The organism is Kitasatospora sp. NPDC096204 (assembly GCF_044763205.1).
In the GTDB taxonomy this organism is placed as follows: domain Bacteria; phylum Actinomycetota; class Actinomycetes; order Streptomycetales; family Streptomycetaceae; genus Kitasatospora.
Genome location: NZ_JBIWFT010000055.1, coordinates 1 through 18,342 on the forward strand (window position 1 = coordinate 1; position 18,342 = coordinate 18,342).

Sequence of the window (18,342 nt, forward strand, 5' to 3'; positions counted from 1 at the left end):
ACTTTTGGCACGCTGTTGAGTTCTCAAGGAACGGACGCTTCCTTCGGACCGCCTTCCAGCGGACCCTCCGGGCTTCGTTCTTTCGTGTTTCCAGCCTAGCAGATGTTTTCCGCTCCGTTTACCGGGGCTTTTCGCATCTGAAATCTGGCGTTAACCGCGGAGTCGCGGCGACTCGACCAACCATAGCGGGTGGCCGACCGGAGCGCGAATCGAGGCGCACCGGGAGTCCCCCGGACGGCGGCATGATTTGTTGCTCTCGCGAGCATATACAGCAATGGTCCCGATTCGCCAAGATGCCTGTAGAGTGCGGCACATCGGCCAAGAGGACTAGACCACTCGCGGGCCGGCGAGCCGCCGGCCGGCTGGGCAGGAGCGGGCGGTTCTTCGCCCGTGAATGTCAGCAGATGTCCGTAGTTGACATCATTTAGGCTTCAGTTGATCGTCGTGCCGCTCCTCGCGGCCGCTCGCTGTACTGCGTACTTGGGAGGCACAACCATGACCACTGTGACGTCGCCGCTGACCGGCAAGATCGTGGGACTCGCGGGCGTGCCCGACCCGGTCTTCTCGGGTGCGATGGTCGGCCCGGGCACCGCGATCGACCCGGTGCGTGAGCAGACCACGGCGCTCGCCCCGGTGGACGGTGTCGTCGTCTCCATGCACCCGCACGCGTTCGTCGTGGTGGACGCCGAGGGCCACGGTGTGCTGACCCACCTCGGGATCGACACCGTCCAGCTCAACGGCGAGGGCTTCGAGCTGCTCGTCGCCAAGGGCGACACGGTGACCCGCGGTCAGGCCGTCATCAAGTGGGACCCGGCCGCCGTCGAGGCCGCCGGCAAGTCGCCGATCTCGCCGATCGTGGCCCTGGAGGCCACCGCCGACTCGCTCGGCGGCCTGCGGGAGGACGGCGAGGCCAAGGCGGGCGACCAGCTGTTCAGCTGGAGCTGATCTCTTCCTTCCGACACCCGCCCCGAGCGAGATGACGGGGCGGCCCCCACACAGCGGTTCCCGGCGGGGCCGCTCATCTCAGCGGAGACAGGTGACATGGAGAAGACGCTGCGCGGCGTGGGCGTGAGCCACGGGGTCGCGATCGGCCAGGTGCGGCACATGGGGACGGCGGTGCTGGAGCCCCCGGCCACCCAGATCCCGACCGAGGACGCCCCGCGGGAGCAGGCCCGGGCCCAGGCCGCCGTCGAGGCGGTCGCCGCCGACCTCATCGCGCGCGGCAACCTCGCGGGGGGCGAGGCGCAGGCCGTGCTGGAGGCCCAGGCGCTGATGGCGCAGGACCCTGAGCTGATGGCCGACGTGTCCCGCCGGATCGCCGTCGGCAGCAGTGCCGAGCGTGGCGTCTACGACGCGTTCGCGGCCTACCGGGCGCTGCTCGCCTCCGCCGGGGAGTACCTGGCCGGGCGGGTCGCCGACCTGGACGACGTGCGCAACCGGATCGTGGCCCGGCTGCTCGGTGTACCGATGCCGGGCGTGCCGGACAGCGACGAGCCGTACGTGCTGTTCGCGCGGGACCTGGCGCCGGCCGACACCGCGCTGCTCGACCCGACGCTGGTGCTCGGCTTCGTGACCGAGGAGGGCGGGCCGACCAGCCACAGCGCCATCCTGGCCCGGGCGATGGGCGTGCCGGCCGTCGTGGCGCTGCCGGGTGCCATCGAGGTCGCCGAGGGCACCGTCGTCGCGGTGGACGGCAGCTCCGGCGACGTGCTGGTGGAGCCGTCCCGGGAGAAGCAGGACGAACTGCGGGCGGTCGCCGCCGAGCGCAAGGCCGCGCTGGCCTCCTCCTCCGGCCCGGGGCAGACCTCGGACGGTCACCGGGTGCCGCTGCTGGCGAACGTGGGCGGTCCGGCCGACGTGCCGGCCGCGCTGGAGAACGGCGCCGAGGGCGTCGGCCTGTTCCGCACCGAGTTCCTCTTCCTCGACGACTCGGCGAAGGCGCCCAGTGCCGAGAAGCAGGTCGAGGCGTACCGCAAGGTGCTGGAGGCCTTCCCCGAGGGCCGGGTCGTGGTCCGGGTGCTGGACGCCGGCGCGGACAAGCCGCTGGACTTCCTGACCCCGGCCGACGAGCCGAACCCGGCGCTGGGCGTGCGCGGGCTGCGCACCCTGCTCGAGCACCCCGACGTGCTGCGCACCCAGCTCGAGGCGCTGGCCAAGGCGGCCGAGGGGCTGCCGGTGCACCTTGAGGTGATGGCCCCGATGGTGGCCGACCGCAAGGACGCCAAGGACTTCGCGGCCGCGTGCCGGGAGGCCGGGCTGGACGCCAAGTTCGGTGCGATGGTGGAGATCCCGTCGGCCGCGCTGCGTGCCAGGGCGATCCTCCAGGAGGTCGAGTTCCTGTCGCTGGGGACCAACGACCTTGCCCAGTACACCTTCGCGGCCGACCGTCAGGTCGGTGCGCTGGCCCGGCTCCAGGACCCGTGGCAGCCGGCCCTGCTGGACCTGGTCGCCGCGGCGGCCGACGCCGCGCGGGTGAGCGGGAAGAGCTGTGGCGTCTGCGGCGAGGCGGCCTCCGACCCGCTGCTGGCCGTGGTGCTGACCGGTCTGGGCGTCACCAGCCTGTCGATGGGCGCGGCCTCGATCCCCTACGTGCGGACCACGCTCGCCAAGTACACCCTGGCGCAGTGCCGCCGGGCGGCCGAGGCGGCCCGGGCAGCGGACAGTGCCGAGGAGGCGCGGGCCGCGGCGCAGCAGGTGCTCTCCGGCGAGTGACGACGTAAGAGACGAGAAGGGGCGCTCCCACCACCGCGGTGGGGGCGCCCCTTTCGTTCGCGCCGGGCCGGTCAGGCCTGGCGGTCGAGGCGGAGCCGCTCGAAGAAGCGCAGGTGCTCGATGCGGTCCACGGAGCCGGGGTTGACGGCCTGCTCCAGCGGGGTGCCGGAGAGGATGCGCTTGACCGGGACCTCGATCCGCTTGCCCGTGAGGGTGTGCGGGAGACCGCGGACGGCGATGACCTCGTCGGGCACGTGGCGCGGGGAGAGCTCGGTGCGCAGCGAGGTGCGGATGCGCCCGATCACCTCGTCGGTCAGCTCCGCGCCGGGGACGAGGACGACGAACAGCGGCATCCAGTAGCCGCCGTCGGGCTCCTCCAGGCCGATGACCAGGGACTCGGCGATCTCGGGGAGGCGCTCGACGACCTCGTAGATGTCCGAGGAGCCCATCCGGACGCCCTGGCGGTTGAGGGTGGAGTCGGAGCGGCCGTGGATGACGACGGTGCCGCGGGAGGTGACGGTGATCCAGTCGCCGTGGCGCCAGATGCCGGGGTAGGTGTCGAAGTAGCTGTCGTGGTAGCGGGTGCCCTCGGGGTCGTTCCAGAAGCCGGTGGGCATCGACGGGATGGGCTTGGTGACGACGAGTTCGCCGACGGTGTCGGTGTGAGGGTGGCCCTGGGCGTCCCAGGACTCGACGGCCGCGCCGAGGCAGGGGGCCTGGATCTCGCCGAGGTGCACGGGGAGGGTCGGGACGCCGCCGACGAAGCAGGAGCAGACGTCCGTGCCGCCGCTGACGGAGGCGAGCCAGACGTCCTGCTTGACCTCGTCGTAGATCCAGCGGAAGCCGTCGGGCGGGAGCGGGGAGCCGGTGGTGCCGATGCAGCGGACGGCGGACAGGTCGAGGTCGCGGCCGGGGTGGAGTTCGGCCTTGCGGCTGGCGATCACGTAGGCGGCGGAGGTGCCGAGGACGGTGGCGCCGGTGCGGGCGGCGACCGACCAGAGGGCGCCGGTGTCGGGGTGTCCGGGGCTGCCGTCGTAGGTGACGATCGTGGACCCGACGAGGAGGCCGGCCAGCAGGAAGTTCCACATCATCCAGCCGGTGGAGGTGTACCAGAGGAAGCGGTCCCGCGGGCTGAGGTCGAGGTGGAGGCCGGCCTGCTTGAGGTGTTCGAGCAGGATGCCGCCCTGGCTCTGGACGATGGCCTTGGGCAGGCCGGTGGTGCCGGAGGAGTAGAGCACCCAGAGCGGGTGGTCGAAGGGGACGGCCTCGAAGACCGGCTCCACGTCGTCGGCGACCAGGTCGTCCCAGTTCAGGGCGCCCTCGGGGGCGGGGGCGCCGAGCAGCGGGACGTGGACGACGGTGTGCAGGCTGGGCAGTTCGCGGCGCAGCTCGGCGACGACCTCGGTGCGGTCGTGGTCCTTGCCGCCGTAGTGGTAGCCGTCGATGGCGAACAGGACGGCGGGCTCGATCTGCTGGAGGCGGTCGAGGACGCTGCGGGCGCCGAAGTCGGGGGCGCAGCTGGTCCAGACCGCGCCGACGGCCGCGGTGGCGAGGAGGGCGACGGCGGCCTGCGGGACGTTGGGCAGGTAGGCGCTGACCCGGTCGCCGGGGCCGATGCCGCGGGCGCGCAGGGCCGCGGCCAGCGAGCCGACCTGGCGGCGGAGTTCGGACCAGGTGAGGACGGCCGGCTGCTCGGTGGTCTCGTCGAGGTGGAGGATCGCGGGGTGGTCGGCGTTGGCGGGCTTCTCCGCCGCGCGCAGGGCGTGCTCGGCGTAGTTGAGGCGGGCGCCGGGGAACCAGCGGGCTCCGGGCATGCCGGCGTCCGCGAGGACGGCTTCGGGGGCCTGCCGGAAGCGGACGTCGAACCACTGGGTGATCGCGGTCCAGAACCGGTCGAGGTCCTCGGTGGACCAGGCGTGCAGGGCGGCGTAGCGCTCGGCGGCCTGCTGGTCGTCGGTGGCCGGGGCGAGGGGGGCGGCCGGGGCGCCGTGGTGTTCGGCGGCCCAGGCCTGGAAGGCCACCAGGGTGGTGTCGGCGGCGCGAGCGGGGGTGGGGCGCCAGAGCGGCTGGTCCTGCGGTGGGGTGCTCACGGTGGTGGTCTCCCGGCCGGTGGTGGGGACGGGAGGGCTCGTGGCAGACCCGTCCGGTTGGGCTGTCGGTGCAGACCATGCCACGTGATCGCCCGCCGCGCCAGGGTCGGCCGATGGCTGGACGGGAGGCCGGCGGGAGGTCAGCGCCGGGTGAACTCGCCGCCGAACCAGCGGCGCAGGACGCCGTTGTGGAAGTCCCAGACGAGCGGGGTCTCGGCGGTGGCGAGCAGCCAGCCGTCGGTCTCGTCGGTGGGCTGCGAGGGCGGGAGGTCGGCGAGCGGTCGGGCCGGGAGCAGTCCGCAGAGCATCACGAAGCGGCCGTTGGGGTCGGAGGCGGTGTGGATCAGGGTGACCTCGGCCGCGTCGGCGGTGATGCCGGTCTCCTCGTGCAGTTCACGGACGCAGGCCTGCTGCCAGCTCTCGCCGTAGTCCATGTATCCGCCGGGGAAGGCGAGTTCGCCGTAGCCGGGTTCGATGGTGCGGCGGATGACGACCAGGGCGGGGTCGGCGTCGGGGCGGGTGACGGGGAGGACGGTGACCGCGACGGGCAGCGGGTTGCGGTAGCTGATCTCGGTGCAGCCGGGGCAGGCGCGCGGCCAGGCGAGGGTGCCGGGCGGGTAGGGCGTGCCGCAGAAGTGGCAGTGCGAGAACGGCCGGTGGGCGTTCTGGATCGCTTCGTCAGTCGTCATGGCCGGATGGTAGCCCGGCCGTCTGCGGTGGTGCCCCGGGCCGGGGAAGCTCAGGACGGCTCGGCGCCTTCGGCGCTCTCGTCCCGGGCGGGGCGGAGCAGCGCGGGGTGCAGCAGCCGGGCGTCGCCGGCGTGGTAGGTGCGGGCGCGGGGGCCGCCGCGGGCGCCGCCGCGCTCGGTGGTGGTGCCGGTGCTCTCGACGAAGCCGGGCACCGACAGCACCTTGCGGTGGAAGTTGCCGGGGTGGAGCTTCTCGTCCCAGACCGCCTCGTAGACGGCACGGAGGTCGGGGATGGTGAAGTCGTACGGCAGGAAGGCGGTGGCCAGCGGGCTGTACTCGAGCTTGGCGCGCACCCGGTCGAGGCCGTCGGCGAGGATGCGGGCGTGGTCGAAGGCCAGCGTGAGCGGGCCGGGGCCGGTGCGCCCGTCGACGCCACCCCCGTGGGTGTCGGCGGGCGCACCGGCGGCTCGGGACCGGCCACGGGGCCGGAGGTCCAGGTCGGAGACGGGGTGCCAGGCGGCTGCCGCGGCGTCCGTCCCGGCCTGGGGGTCGGGCAGGTCGGGGGCGAAGGCGAGGTAGGCGACGGAGACGACGTGCATCCGAGGGTCCCGCTCGGGGGCGCCGTAGCTGCCGAGCTGTTCGAGGTGGAGGCGGCAGAGCGTCTCGGCCTCGGAGGCGCTCCGCAGGCCCGTCTCCTCCGCGAGCTCGCGGGCCGCGGCCTCGTCCAGGCTCTCCTCGCCGGCCCGCAGGAAGCCGCCGGGCAGCGCCCAGCAGCCCTGGTGGGGCGGGGCGCCGCGCTCGACGAGCAGCACGTGCAGGCTGCCGTGGCGCAAGGTCAGGGCGACCACGTCCACGGTGACGGCGACCGGGGCGTAGGCGCGCGGATCGTACGCGGCGAGCCACTCCTGTTCGGCTCGGGGCCCGGTGGAGGGCGGTCGGTCGTCCACTGCCATCGTCGGGCTCCCTTCTGTCTGTGCGTTCCGGTGCCACCGGCCTGGCCGCCGGTGCTGTTCTTCTCGGGCTGAGCACAACGTAACGAGCGCTTTCCCCCGCGGCAAACGGTTTTCCTCCTCGGCCCGGTCACTCGGCCGGGACGCCCCGCCCTAGGCTGTGACCAGGAACTCTGCCAGAGGAGACCGACATGCCCATTCTTCCCCCGCCCGACTTCGTCGCCGCGCTGGCCGCCGGTCCGCTGGTGCTCGACGGAGGGATGTCGAACCAGTTGGCGGCGGACGGGCACGACCTCTCGGACGAGCTGTGGTCGGCGCGGCTGCTGGCGGACGACCCGCAGGCGGTGCTGGCGGCGCACCGGGCGTACTTCGCGGCGGGCGCGGACGTCGCGATAACCGCGAGCTACCAGGCGAGTTTCGAGGGCTTCGCGCGCCGCGGGGTCGGCCGGGCGCAGGCCGCGCGGCTGCTGGCGAGCAGTGTGGAGCTGGCCCGGGAGGCGGCGCGCCCGGAGCCGAGCGGGCGGCGGCGCTGGGTGGCGGCCTCGGTGGGCCCGTACGGGGCGGTGCTGGCGGACGGCTCGGAGTACCGGGGGCGGTACGGGCTGAGCGTCGCGGAGCTGGCGGACTTCCACCGGCCGCGGCTGGAGGTGCTGGCGGCGGCCCGCCCGGACGTGCTGGCGCTGGAGACGGTGCCGGACGTGGACGAGGCGCGGGCGCTGCTGGGGCTGGTGCGCGGGCTGGGGGTGCCGGCCTGGCTGTCGTACAGCATCGACGGTGACCGGACCAGGGCCGGGCAGCCGCTGGCGGAGGCCTTCGCGGTGGCGGCCGGGGTGGACGAGGTGGTCGCGGTGGGCGTCAACTGCTGCACGCCGCAGGACGCGGACCGGGCGGTGGCGGTGGCCGCCGAGGTGACCGGGAAGCCGGTGGTGGTCTACCCGAACAGCGGGGAGCACTGGGACGCCGCCCGCCGGGGCTGGCGCGGCGAGCCGACCTTCCGCTCGGCCCGGGTGGGCGGCTGGCTCGCGGACGGCGCGCGGCTGGTGGGTGGCTGCTGCCGGGTCGGGACGGACGGGATCGCCGCGCTGGCGGCGGAGGTGACGGTGCAGCGGACGCAGCGGGCGGGGGCGTCGGGCTGACGGCGCGGGCGGGGGTGCGCGCGGCGGGCGGGCGCGCGCACGGCGGCCCGGACCGGGGCCGGACCGGGGCCGTACCGGGGGCACACCCCGGGTCGACGCCGCGGATCGACAGGGGCCGGGGGCCGGTTACCCGGGGGGAAGGTGCACGGAGCCTCGGCGGCCTGGCAGACTCGTCCCGTCACCACTGCGGTCGACAATGTCGACCGCCTGTCAGCGCGGAGGTTCCCATGCCCGGCCCGATCCAGTCGCTCTCCCGGGCCGCCGCGATCATGCGCCTGCTGGCCGGCGGCGAGCGCCGGCTGGGCCTGTCCGAGGTCGCGACGGCCCTGGACCTGGCCAAGGGCACCGCGCACGGCATCCTGCGCACGCTGCAGCAGGAGGGGTTCGTCGAGCAGGACCCGGAGAGCGGCAAGTACCAGCTGGGCGCCGAACTGCTGCGGCTGGGGCAGAGCTACCTGGACGTGCACGAGCTGCGGGCGCGGGCTCTGGTGTGGGCGGACGACCTGGCCCGGGCGGCCGGGGAGACGGTCTATCTGGGCGTGCTGCACCAGCAGGGCGTGCTGATCGTGCACCACGTGTTCCGGCCGGACGACACCCGGCAAGTGCTGGAGGTGGGCTCGATGCAGCCGTTGCACAGCACCGCGCTGGGCAAGGTGCTGGTGGCCTACGACCCGGTCGCGCGCGGGGAGTTGGGCGACGGACCGTACGAGTCGTACACCGTGCGGACGCTGACCGAGGCGGCCGACGTGGACGCCGAGTGCGCGCTGATCCGGGAGCGCGGCTGGGCGGACTCGATCGAGGAGACCTGGGAGGGCGTGGCCTCGATCGGCGCGCTGATCCAGGACCGGCGGCGCAACCCGGTGGGCGCGGTGTGCATCAGCGGGGCGGTCGAGCGGGTCTGCGAGGACGGCTTCGTGAAGCCCTCGCTGGTGGCCTCGGTGCGCAGCGCGGCACGGGCGATCTCCCGCGACCTGGGCGCCGGACGGTTCTGAGCGCACCCCCGAGCGCACCCCCGAGCACATCTCGGAGCACATCTCCGAACACATCCACGGACGGCTCGCCCAGAGCCGCCGATTCGTCACGCTGAGGCGCGGACGGCCGGGAGGCCTGTCCGCGCCTCTGGCGTTTTGTCCGGTTTCGGGACGCTCCGCTCGGTAGCCTCGACGGACCCGTCGAGGCGAGGGTCACAGCTGCGTAACCCCGCCTTGACGTGGGGGCGACCTGGGGAGGAAGCTTCCGCATGACGGTCGACATTGTCGAACGATGGCCGGAGAGATCACTCCCACGGTGAACTCACCCGCACAGCGATCGACCGGCCACCTGCCCCCACCACCCTCCGGGCCATATGGACAAGGGAGTCTTTGTGTCCGCGTTCTCCAACGGCGACGTCTTCGTCGGCGAAACCCTCGGCACCGCCGCCCTGATACTTCTCGGCGGTGGCGTCTGCGCCGCCGTGACCCTCAAGAAGTCGAAGGCCGTCAACGCCGGTTGGCTGGCGATCACCTTCGGCTGGGGATTCGCGGTCCTCATCGCCGCCTACATGTCGGCTCCGAAGTCCGGCGCCCACCTCAACCCGGCCGTCACCATCGCCCTCGCGGTCAAGAGCGGCGACTGGAGCCAGGTGCCGCTCTACCTCGGCTCCCAGCTGCTCGGCGCGATCATCGGCGCCGTGCTGGTCTGGGCCACCTACCTGGGCCAGTTCAACGCGAACGAGGAGCCCACCCTCGGCATCTTCTCGACCGGCCCCGAGATCCGGAACCCGATCCAGAACGTGATCACCGAGGTCATCGGCACCTTCGTGCTCTGCTTCGCGATCCTCACCATCGGCACCAACTCCGGGCTCTCCCAGTCCGGCACCGGCACCCTGATGGTCGCCTTCACCGTCGTCGGCATCGGCCTCTCGCTGGGCGGCCCGACCGGCTACGCGATCAACCCGGCCCGTGACCTCGGCCCGCGCATCGCCCACGCCCTGCTGCCGATCCCGAACAAGGGCGGCTCCGACTGGTCGTACGCCTGGATCCCGGTCGTCGGCCCGGTCCTGGGCGGCCTGGCGGCCGGCGGCGTCTACAACGCCATCTTCTAGAGACCCCTCTCGAAATGAGCGGTGTCGACCCCGCCGCACACGGGGACTGACCGAGCAGGCTCGTCAGGCCCACCCACCCCGTATCCCCCGAACCAGAGCCGAGGACCCTCCCCATGACCTCCACCGGTAACTACATCGCCGCGATCGACCAGGGCACCACCTCCAGCCGCTGCATCATCTTCGGCGCCGACGGCCGGATCGTCGCCGTCGACCAGCAGGAGCACCGGCAGATCTTCCCGCAGCCCGGCTACGTCGAGCACGACGCCGCCGAGATCTGGACCCGGGTGCAGTCGGTCGTCCGCGGCGCGCTGGAGAAGGCCGGCCTGACCAAGGACGACATCCGCGCGATCGGCATCACCAACCAGCGCGAGACCACCGTCCTGTGGGACAAGAACACCGGCGAGCCGGTGCACAACGCGCTGGTGTGGCAGGACACCCGCACCGAGGGGCTCTGCCGCGAGCTGGGCCGCAACGTCGGCCAGGACCGCTTCCGCCGCGAGACCGGCCTCCCCCTGGCCAGCTACTTCGCCGGCCCGAAGATCCGCTGGCTGCTGGACAACGTCGAGGGCCTGCGCGAGCGCGCCGAGGCCGGCGACATCCTCTTCGGCACCATGGACACCTGGGTCATCTGGAACCTCACCGGCGGTGTCAACGGCGGCAAGCACGTCACGGACGTCACCAACGCCAGCCGCACCATGCTGATGAACCTGCACACCCTGCAGTGGGACGACAAGATCGCCGAGTCGATGGACGTCCCGATGTCCGTCCTGCCGGAGATCCGCTCCTCCGCCGAGGTGTACGGCGAGGCCGTCGGCGACCTGGCCGGCGTCCCGGTCGCCTCCGCGCTCGGCGACCAGCAGGCCGCGCTGTTCGGCCAGACCTGCTTCGACGAGGGCGAGGCCAAGTCCACCTACGGCACCGGCACCTTCCTGCTGCTGAACACCGGCGAGAAGATCGTCAACTCGTACCACGGCCTGCTGACCACCGTCGGCTACCGGATCGGCGACCAGGCCCCGGTGTACGCCCTGGAAGGCTCGATCGCCGTCACCGGCTCGCTCGTCCAGTGGCTGCGCGACCAGCTCGGCATCATCTCCACCGCCGCCGAGATCGAGACCCTCGCCAACACCGTCGAGGACAACGGCGGCGCCTACTTCGTCCCGGCCTTCTCCGGCCTGTTCGCCCCGTACTGGCGCTCCGACGCCCGCGGTGTGATCGCCGGCCTGACCCGGTACGTCACCAAGGGCCACCTGGCCCGGGCCGTCCTGGAGGCCACCGCCTGGCAGACCCGCGAGGTCGTCGACGCCATGCAGAAGGACTCCGGGGTCGAGCTCACCGCCCTCAAGGTCGACGGCGGCATGACCAGCAACAACCTGCTCATGCAGAACATCGCCGACGTCCTGGACGCCCCGGTCGAGCGCCCGTACGTGGCCGAGACCACCGCCCTCGGCGCCGCCTACGCGGCCGGTCTCGCCGTCGGCTTCTGGAACGACCTCGACACCCTGCGGGCCAACTGGCACCGCGCCGCCGAGTGGACCCCGCGCATGGACGAGGCCACCCGGGAGCGCGAGTACAAGAAGTGGCTCAAGGCCGTGGAGCGCACCATGGACTGGGTGGAGGAGGAAGAGAACAACTGACCGACGAGCCGGTCGGGGCCCCGCGCCCCGGCCGGCCGCCCGCTGTTCCGGCAACGGGCGTCACTGGTTTCACGGCCCGCCGCACCGGGCCGACCGGCCTCTCCCGCAGGGGCCGCACAGCACACGAGAGGAGTAACGGCGCCGCCCGACCCGCGCGCCGTACACAACCACCATGGCAACCATCCCGACCCTGGGCGCCGAGCGCACCGCCGGCCGCACCGCTTCCCGCGCCGAGACCCGCGAGCTGCTCGGCAAGGCCACCTACGACCTGCTGGTGATCGGGGGCGGCATCCTCGGCACGGCCGTCGCCTGGACCGCGTCCCAGGCCGGCCTGAAGGTCGCCATGGTCGACGCCGGCGACTTCGCCGGCGCCACCTCCAGCGCCTCCTCCAAGCTCGTCCACGGCGGTCTGCGCTACCTGCAGACCGGCGCGGTCAAGCTGGTCGCGGAGAACCACAAGGAGCGCCGCGCGCTCTCCACCGACGTGGCCCCGCACCTGGTCAACCCGCTGACCTTCTTCGTGCCGGTCTACAAGGGCGGCCCGCACGGCGCCGCCAAGCTCGGCGCCGGCGTCTTCCTCTACTCGGCGCTGTCCGCCTTCCGCGACGGCATGGGCCGGGTCTCCACCGCCGCGCACGCCGCCCAGCAGGTGCCCGCGCTGCGCACCGAGGGCCTGCGCTCGGTGGCCGTCTACGGCGACCACCAGATGAACGACTCGCGCGTCGCCGTGATGACCGTGCGCGCCGCGGTCGACGCCGGCGCCGTGGTGCTCAACCACGCCGAGGTCACCGGCCTGCGCTTCACCGGCGGCCGGGTCACCGGCGCCGAGCTGCGCGACCGCCTGGACGGCAGCGAGTTCGGCATCGACGCCCGCCTGGTGCTGAACGCCACCGGCCCGTGGGTCGACCACCTGCGCAAGATGGAGGACGCCGGCGCCGCGCCGTCGATCCGCCTTTCCAAGGGCGCCCACGTGGTCGTCAAGCGCCGCTCGCCGTGGCGCGCCGCGCTGACCATCCCGATCGACAAGTACCGCGTCTCCTTCGCCATCCCGTGGGAGGACCACGTCCTGCTCGGCACCACCGACGAGGAGTACACGGGCGACCCGAAGGACGTCCGGGCCACCGACGCGGACATCGACCAGATCATGGGCGAGGCCGCGCACGCCATCCGCGACGAGCACCTCGACCGCGACCTGGTCACCTACTCCTTCGCCGGCCTGCGCGTGCTGCCGGGCGGCCCGGGCGACACCGCCGCCGCCAAGCGCGAGACGGTCGTCACCGAGGGCCGCGGCGGCATGCTGTCGGTCTCCGGCGGCAAGTGGACCACCTACCGGCACATCGGCCGCACCGTGCTGGAGAAGCTGGCCCACGTGCCCGGCACCAGCCTCGGCGAGGACATGTCCCCGATCGCCCCGACCGTCCCGCTGCCGGGCGTCGGCGCGCCGAACGCGGTGGCGCACCGCCTGCTGATCGACCGTGAGCCGGGCTCGCGGATGGAGCCGCTGGTGGCCAAGCACCTGGCCAGCCACTACGGCACCCTGTCCTTCGACATCGCCCGCATGATCGACGAGAACCCGGAGCTCGGCCGCCCGATCCACGAGGACGGCCCGGACGTCTGGGCGCAGGTCGCGTACGCGGCGGACAACGAGTGGGCGTACACCGCGGACGACGTGCTGCGCCGCCGCACCACGATGACGGTGCGCGGGCTGGACACGCCGGAGATCAAGGCCGAGGTCGAGGCCTTCCTCGCGAAGCGCGGAAACAAGTAGGCACAGTCTCGCGAAGCGCGGAAACAAGCAGGCACAGTCCCGCGAAGCGCGGGAACAAGCAGGCACAGTCTCGCGAAGCGCGGGAACAAGCACGCGCAGTCCCGCGAAGCGCGGGAAGTAGCCACATCGCTTCTGACGGGCGGGCGTCCGGGGATTCCCCGGGCGCCCGCCCGCCGTTTCGCCGTACCCTCCGGCCGTCAGACCGGGACGCCGGCCTTGACCACCCGCTTCGGGTGCAGGTCGGAACGGGTGAGCACGGTGAGGTCGGCGATCGGGTCGCCGTCGAGCACGAGCAGGTCCGCGTGGGCGCCCGGGGCGAGGGTGCCGATCTCCCCCGCCATGCCGAGCAGCCGGGCCGCCGTGGTGGTCGCCGAGCGCAGCACGTCCGCGACCGGCTGGACCCGGGCGCGCAGGGTGAACTCCTCCAGCTGGGCCGGGTGCATCGGGCCGAGCAGGTCGCTGCCGTAGACCAGGTCGACGCCCGCGCGGTGGGCGCGCTCCAGCGCCTCCAGGCCCCGGTCGCGGACCTCGGCGAGCTTGCCCAGGGAGGCGGCCGGCAGGCCGGAGGCGGCGCCGAGCCTGGCGGTCTGCTCGTAGGCGACCAGGGTCGGCACCAGGAAGGCCTCCTTCTCCAGCAGCAGGGCGACGGTGGTGTCGTCCAGCAGGTTGCCGTGCTCGACGCAGCGCACGCCGGCCCGCAGGGCGCGGTCGATCGCCCGCGGGTGGTAGGCGTGCACGGTGACGTAGCGGTTGTGGTTGTCGGCCTCCTCGACGGCCGCGCGGATCTCCTCCTCGCTGTACTGGACGGCGGCGATCTCGTCGTGCGGGGAGGCGACGCCGCCGGAGAGCAGCACCTTGAGGTGGCGGGCGCCCTTGCGGAACTCGTCCCGGGCGGCGGCCCGCACCGCGTCCACGCCGTCGGCGATCCGGCCGAAGTGCGGGCGGGCCTCGCAGCAGGGCAGGGCGTCGTCGCCGAGCGGGCGCAGGTCGCCGTGGCCGCCGGTCTGGGAGAGCGCCTTGCCGCCGTGCAGCAGCCGCGGACCGGGCACCAGGCCCTCGGCCAGCGCGCGGGCCATCCCGTGGTCGGCGCCGCCGACGTCGCGGACGGTGGTGAAGCCGCGGCGCAGCATGCGCTCGGCCTCTGCGAGGGCCCGCACGGTGGCGTAGCCCGGGGTCCAGTCGGCCAGGTCACGCAGGTCGAGCGAGGTGACCAGCAGGTGGACGTGGGCGTCGATCAGACCGGGCAGCACGGTGCCGCCGGCGGCGTCGAGGACCCTGACGCCCTCGGTGGCGGTGGGCGGGCGGCCGGTTCCGGTGGCGGCGATCCGGCCGTCGGCGGCCTCCAGCCAGCCGAGGTCGGTACGGGTTCCGTCCTCGGGGTGGAACAGGTGGGCGTTGGTGATCAGCAGTCGACTCATGCGCCCACCTCGCTGCGCTCGGCAGGAGCATTCGCCCACTCGCGCCTCTTGATGGTTCGCTCGCTTCGCTCACTCACGGTAGTGGCCCCTCGTTTCAGTACGGCTCGTATTGAATACGACTCGTACTGAATACACCATGTATCGTTCTGCTGTGAACCCACCCCCCTCCGATACCGCTCCCCGACCGCCCCGACGCCGCGTCCACACCCGGGCCCGGCTGCTCGCCGCGGCGAGCGAGCTGTTCCTCTCCGTCGGCTTCGCCCGGACGAGCATCGAGGACGTCTGCGCCGCCGCCGGCTACACCCGCGGCGCCTTCTACTCGAACTTCGGCAGCAAGGAGGAGCTGCTGCTGGCGCTCTTCGACGACCACGCCGCGCAGCGGATGACCGAGCTGGCGGAACTGGCCGCCGCCTGCGAGGGGCTGGCGCCCCGGGAGCGGGCGGAGCGGCTGGTCGAGGCGCTGCTGCGGGTCGAGCCCGCGGACACCGGGTGGATCCTGCTGTTCCTGGAGTTCCGGCTGGTCGCGGCCCGGACGGAGGCGCTGGCCGAGCAGGTCGCCGCGCACGACCGGGCGGTCGCGCGGGCGCTGGCCGAGGTGCTGGAGCGGGCCCTGCCGGCGCTGGTGCCTCCGGGGGCGAGCGCCACGCAGGCCGCGTCGGTGATCCTGGCCGCGCGGGAGGGGCTGCTGGCCCGGACGGCGGCGGGCGGCGCGGTCGCGGAGGACCTGCTGGCGGCGACGGCGGCGGTGCTGTCCGGGCTGCTGGACTGACGACTCGACGACTCGACGACTTCACGGCTCTACGACTCCACGGCTCCACGGCTCCACGGCCTGGTGGCAACGCCGAGGGGCGGCACCCGTACGTCACGGGTGCCGCCCCTCGGCGCGCTGCGGTCGAGGCCGCTAGATGATCAGGCTGAGCGGCATGATCAGGGCGATGGCGACCACCGAGATCACCGTCTCCATCACCGACCAGGACTTCAGCGTCTGCCCGACGCTCATCCCGAAGTACTCCTTCACCAGCCAGAAGCCGGCGTCGTTGACGTGCGAGAAGAACAGCGAGCCGGCACCGATCGCGAGCACCAGCAGGGCCGCGTGGGTCGAGGACATGTTCGCGGCGAGCGGGGAGACGATGCCGGCCGCGGTGATGGTGGCGACCGTCGCCGAGCCCGTGGCCAGGCGGATCAGCACGGCGATCAGCCAGCCCAGCAGCAGCGCCGAGATGTGCCACTTGCCGGACCACTCGCTCACCGCGTTGCCGACGCCGACGTCGATCAGGGTCTGCTTGAAGCCGCCGCCCGCGCCGACGATGAACACGATGCCGGCGATCGGGCCGAGCGACTTGCCGACGGTGTCGGAGATCCGGGCCTTGTCGAAGCCGGCCGCCTTGCCGAGGGTCACCATGCCGAGCAGGGTCGCGGCGAGCAGCGCGATCAGCGGGGAGCCGATGAAGTCGAACACCCGCTGACCCAGCGCCTTCGGGTCGTCGATCACCACGTCGGCCAGCGCCTTGCCGAGCATCAGCACGACGGGCAGCAGGATCGTGGCCAGCACCGCGGCGAAGGACGGGGTGCGGTCGCGCTTGGCCGTCTCCTCGGGGGCGGTGGCGGCCGGGATCTCCAGCGGGCCGACCCAGCGCTCGGCCAGCCGCGCGAACAGCGGACCGGCGATGATCAGGGTCGGGACGGCGATCAGCAGGCCGAGCGCCAGGGTGATGCCGAGGTCGGCCTTCAGGGCGTCGACGGCGACCAGCGGGCCCGGGTGCGGGGGAACCAGGCCGTGCAGCACCGACAGGCCGGCCAGGGCGGGTATGCCGACCCGCATCAGCGGCACGTTGCCGCGGCGCGCGACCAGCAGCACGATCGGGATCAGCAGGACGACGCCGACCTCGAAGAAGAGCGGCAGGCCGAGCACGGCCGCGATCAGCGCCATCGCCCAGGGCAGCGCCTTGTTACCGGTGCGGGAGAGCACGGTGTCCGCGATGATGTTGGCGCCACCGGAGTCGGCGAGCAGCTTGCCGAGCATCGCGCCGAGGCCGATCAGCAGGCCGACGCTGGCGACGGTGGAGCCGAAGCCCGTCGAGAAGCTGCTGAGCAGCTTGTCGAAGGGGGCACCCGCGACGGCGGCCAGCAGACCGGAGCCGAGCGTGAGGGCGAGGAACGGGTGCAGCTTCAGCTTGGTGATCAGTACGACGATCGCACCGATGCTGAGCAGCACCGCGATCAGCAGCTGGGAGTCGCTGCTGGTGTGCGGCAGGGCCGGTGGGGTGGCCGCCAGCAGGGTGGGGGCAATACTCACGCGAGGTCTCCATTGACGGGCCGCAGCAGCGCCACGGCCATCTCGACGAGTTCTTCGGGGGACGGGCCGACGTCCAGGACGCCGCCGCGCTCGTCCGCCGCCAGGGGTTCCAGGGCGGCGTACTGCGAGTCGAGCAGCGAGGACGGCATGAAGTGGCCGGTGCGGTGGCTGAGCCGGTCCTCGACCAGCTCGTGACCACCGCTGAGGTGCAGGAAGAAGGTGCCCGGGCAGGCCGCGCGCAGGGTGTCGCGATAGCGGTGCTTCAGCGCCGAGCAGGTGACCACACCGCCGGTGCCGGCCTCGGTCCGCTCCCTGAGCCAAGCGCCGATGGCGCGCAGCCAGGGGGCGCGGTCCTGGTCGTCCAGCGGGATGCCGGCCGACATCTTGGCGATGTTGGCCGCGGGGTGGAAGTCGTCCGCCTCGGCGAAGGGGAGAGCGAGGCGGTCCGCCAGCAGGCGGGCCAGGGTGGTCTTGCCGACGCCCGAGACGCCCATCACCACCACGGTGAGAGGGGTCTTCGGAAGGTCGTGGTTCTCGACGCTGAGACCCATGGGGTGGTGCTCCTTCGTTGCCTGGCCGCCACTATCGCCTCAAAGATATGACGTATTCAAGTGACAGAAACCAAATCGTCATACTTTTGCGGTGTGGTCTGGATCGCAGGGCACCGTGGACGCGCACGGAGCGGGGTGAGCGCGCGCAGGGCGGCGTGAACGCACCCCGGGCCGACGTCTACGCTGGGCGGATGGAGATCCAGGGGCTGCCCGGGCGGCTGCTTGACGAGCTCGGGCCGGCGATCGCGTCGGGGGAGATCCCCGAGGGAGCGGTGCTGCGCGGCGAGGAGCTGGAGGACCGGTTCGGGGTGTCCCGGACGGTGGTCCGCGAGGCCGTGCGGGTCCTGGAGGGGATGCGGATGGTCGCCTCCCGGCGCCGGGTCGGGATCACCGTGCAGCCGAAGTCGCTCTGGGACGTCTTCGACCCGATGGTGATCCGCTGGCGCCTGGCCGGCTCGGACCGCCCCGCCCAGCTGCGCTCGCTCGGCTCGCTGCGGGTGGCCGTCGAACCGGCCGCGGCCGCGCTCGCCGCCACCCACGCGAGCGACGACGACCGGCGCGAACTCAGTTCACTGGCCGTGGATCTGACGGTCACCGCACGGGCCGCCGACCTGACCGCCTTCCTCGGGCACGACATCGCCTTCCACTCCCTGGTGCTGCGCGCCTCCGGCAACGAGATGTTCGCCCACCTCGGGGACACCGTCGCGGCTGTGCTCACCGGCCGGACCGAGTACCATCTGATGCCCCATCAGCCGGAGCCGTACGCGATCCGGCTGCACCGCGAGGTCGCGGAGGCGATCTGCACCCAGGACGCAGCCCACGCCGAGCGGGCGATGCGGACGATCGTCACCGGCGCGCTGGAGGAGCTCAACCTCCAGTTGGACTGAGCCCGAGCAGCGGGGCGGCCGGGGTCGCCGGGTCGCACGGCCGCCGGGATGACACGATTTGGCGGCAGTTCGGCGGTTTCGGACGCATAGTCCTGGTTCGGCGGGGCAGAGTGTGCCGAGGGGGCGCG

General features: G+C 72.8%; 15 protein-coding genes. 9 read left to right on the top strand and 6 right to left on the bottom strand.

Features of this window, described 5'->3' with window-relative positions; genetic code table 11:
* Window positions 1-495: 495 nt before the first annotated feature.
* Both ACIQ87_RS36915 and ptsP read left to right on the top strand, forming a co-directional pair.
* The gene (locus ACIQ87_RS36915; protein ID WP_402415871.1) at window positions 496-945 is read left to right on the top strand and encodes a PTS glucose transporter subunit IIA; all 450 of its coding nucleotides are present in this window, start codon (window positions 496-498) and stop codon (window positions 943-945) included.
* A gap of 96 nt (window positions 946-1,041) precedes the next feature.
* Window positions 1,042-2,712, top strand: a complete 1,671-nt coding sequence (ptsP, locus tag ACIQ87_RS36920) for a phosphoenolpyruvate--protein phosphotransferase (protein ID WP_392883872.1) — start codon at window positions 1,042-1,044, stop codon at window positions 2,710-2,712.
* A gap of 71 nt (window positions 2,713-2,783) precedes the next feature.
* Here the strand turns inward: ptsP and ACIQ87_RS36925 are convergent, their stop codons facing one another.
* The 3 genes from ACIQ87_RS36925 to ACIQ87_RS36935 form a co-directional block, all read right to left on the bottom strand.
* Window positions 2,784-4,802, bottom strand: a complete 2,019-nt coding sequence (locus tag ACIQ87_RS36925) for an acetoacetate--CoA ligase (RefSeq protein WP_402415873.1) — start codon at window positions 4,800-4,802, stop codon at window positions 2,784-2,786.
* Window positions 4,803-4,942: 140 nt separating this feature from the next.
* Window positions 4,943-5,491: an NUDIX domain-containing protein gene (locus ACIQ87_RS36930; protein WP_402415875.1), complete on the bottom strand. Its 549-nt coding sequence runs from the start codon at window positions 5,489-5,491 to the stop codon at window positions 4,943-4,945.
* A 50-nt stretch (window positions 5,492-5,541) separates the two neighbouring features.
* A complete protein-coding gene (locus tag ACIQ87_RS36935; protein ID WP_402415878.1) occupies window positions 5,542-6,444 on the bottom strand; it encodes an NUDIX hydrolase in 903 nt (300 codons plus the stop codon).
* 188 nt (window positions 6,445-6,632) lie between these two features.
* Here ACIQ87_RS36935 and mmuM point away from each other — a divergent pair, with 188 nt between their 5' ends.
* From mmuM to ACIQ87_RS36960, 5 genes are all read left to right on the top strand, one after another.
* Window positions 6,633-7,577 (top strand): homocysteine S-methyltransferase, encoded by a 945-nt coding sequence (mmuM, locus tag ACIQ87_RS36940; protein ID WP_402415880.1) that lies wholly within the window; start codon window positions 6,633-6,635, stop codon window positions 7,575-7,577.
* Window positions 7,578-7,804: 227 nt separating this feature from the next.
* Window positions 7,805-8,569, top strand: coding sequence for an IclR family transcriptional regulator (locus ACIQ87_RS36945; RefSeq protein WP_402415882.1), 765 nt, complete (start codon window positions 7,805-7,807; stop codon window positions 8,567-8,569).
* A 371-nt stretch (window positions 8,570-8,940) separates the two neighbouring features.
* Window positions 8,941-9,660: an MIP/aquaporin family protein gene (locus ACIQ87_RS36950; RefSeq protein WP_402415885.1), complete on the top strand. Its 720-nt coding sequence runs from the start codon at window positions 8,941-8,943 to the stop codon at window positions 9,658-9,660.
* 113 nt (window positions 9,661-9,773) lie between these two features.
* The gene (glpK, locus tag ACIQ87_RS36955; RefSeq protein WP_402415886.1) at window positions 9,774-11,294 is read left to right on the top strand and encodes a glycerol kinase GlpK; all 1,521 of its coding nucleotides are present in this window, start codon (window positions 9,774-9,776) and stop codon (window positions 11,292-11,294) included.
* A 172-nt stretch (window positions 11,295-11,466) separates the two neighbouring features.
* On the top strand, window positions 11,467-13,062 hold the full coding sequence (locus ACIQ87_RS36960) for an FAD-dependent oxidoreductase (RefSeq protein WP_402415889.1): 1,596 nt from the start codon (window positions 11,467-11,469) through the stop codon (window positions 13,060-13,062).
* 197 nt (window positions 13,063-13,259) lie between these two features.
* Here the strand turns inward: ACIQ87_RS36960 and ACIQ87_RS36965 are convergent, their stop codons facing one another.
* Window positions 13,260-14,480 carry an amidohydrolase family protein gene (locus ACIQ87_RS36965; protein ID WP_402415891.1) on the bottom strand — a complete coding sequence of 407 codons (1,221 nt, stop codon included), beginning with the start codon at window positions 14,478-14,480 and terminating at the stop codon, window positions 13,260-13,262.
* Window positions 14,481-14,631: 151 nt separating this feature from the next.
* On the opposite strand from ACIQ87_RS36965, the gene ACIQ87_RS36970 reads away from it, so the two are divergent.
* On the top strand, window positions 14,632-15,249 hold the full coding sequence (locus tag ACIQ87_RS36970; RefSeq protein WP_402415894.1) for a TetR/AcrR family transcriptional regulator: 618 nt from the start codon (window positions 14,632-14,634) through the stop codon (window positions 15,247-15,249).
* Window positions 15,250-15,381: 132 nt separating this feature from the next.
* Here ACIQ87_RS36970 and ACIQ87_RS36975 read toward each other — a convergent pair whose 3' ends face one another.
* Entirely contained in the window at window positions 15,382-16,770 is a 1,389-nt protein-coding gene (locus tag ACIQ87_RS36975; RefSeq protein WP_402415957.1) for a gluconate:H+ symporter, read from the bottom strand.
* Window positions 16,771-16,772: 2 nt separating this feature from the next.
* The gene (locus tag ACIQ87_RS36980; protein ID WP_402415897.1) at window positions 16,773-17,327 is read right to left on the bottom strand and encodes a gluconokinase; all 555 of its coding nucleotides are present in this window, start codon (window positions 17,325-17,327) and stop codon (window positions 16,773-16,775) included.
* Between the two features lie 191 nt (window positions 17,328-17,518).
* Between ACIQ87_RS36980 and ACIQ87_RS36985 the strand changes: the two genes are divergently transcribed.
* Complete coding sequence (locus tag ACIQ87_RS36985) at window positions 17,519-18,214, top strand: FadR/GntR family transcriptional regulator (RefSeq protein ID WP_402415900.1); 696 nt, start codon at window positions 17,519-17,521, stop codon at window positions 18,212-18,214.
* The last annotated feature ends 128 nt before the right edge of the window (window positions 18,215-18,342 follow it).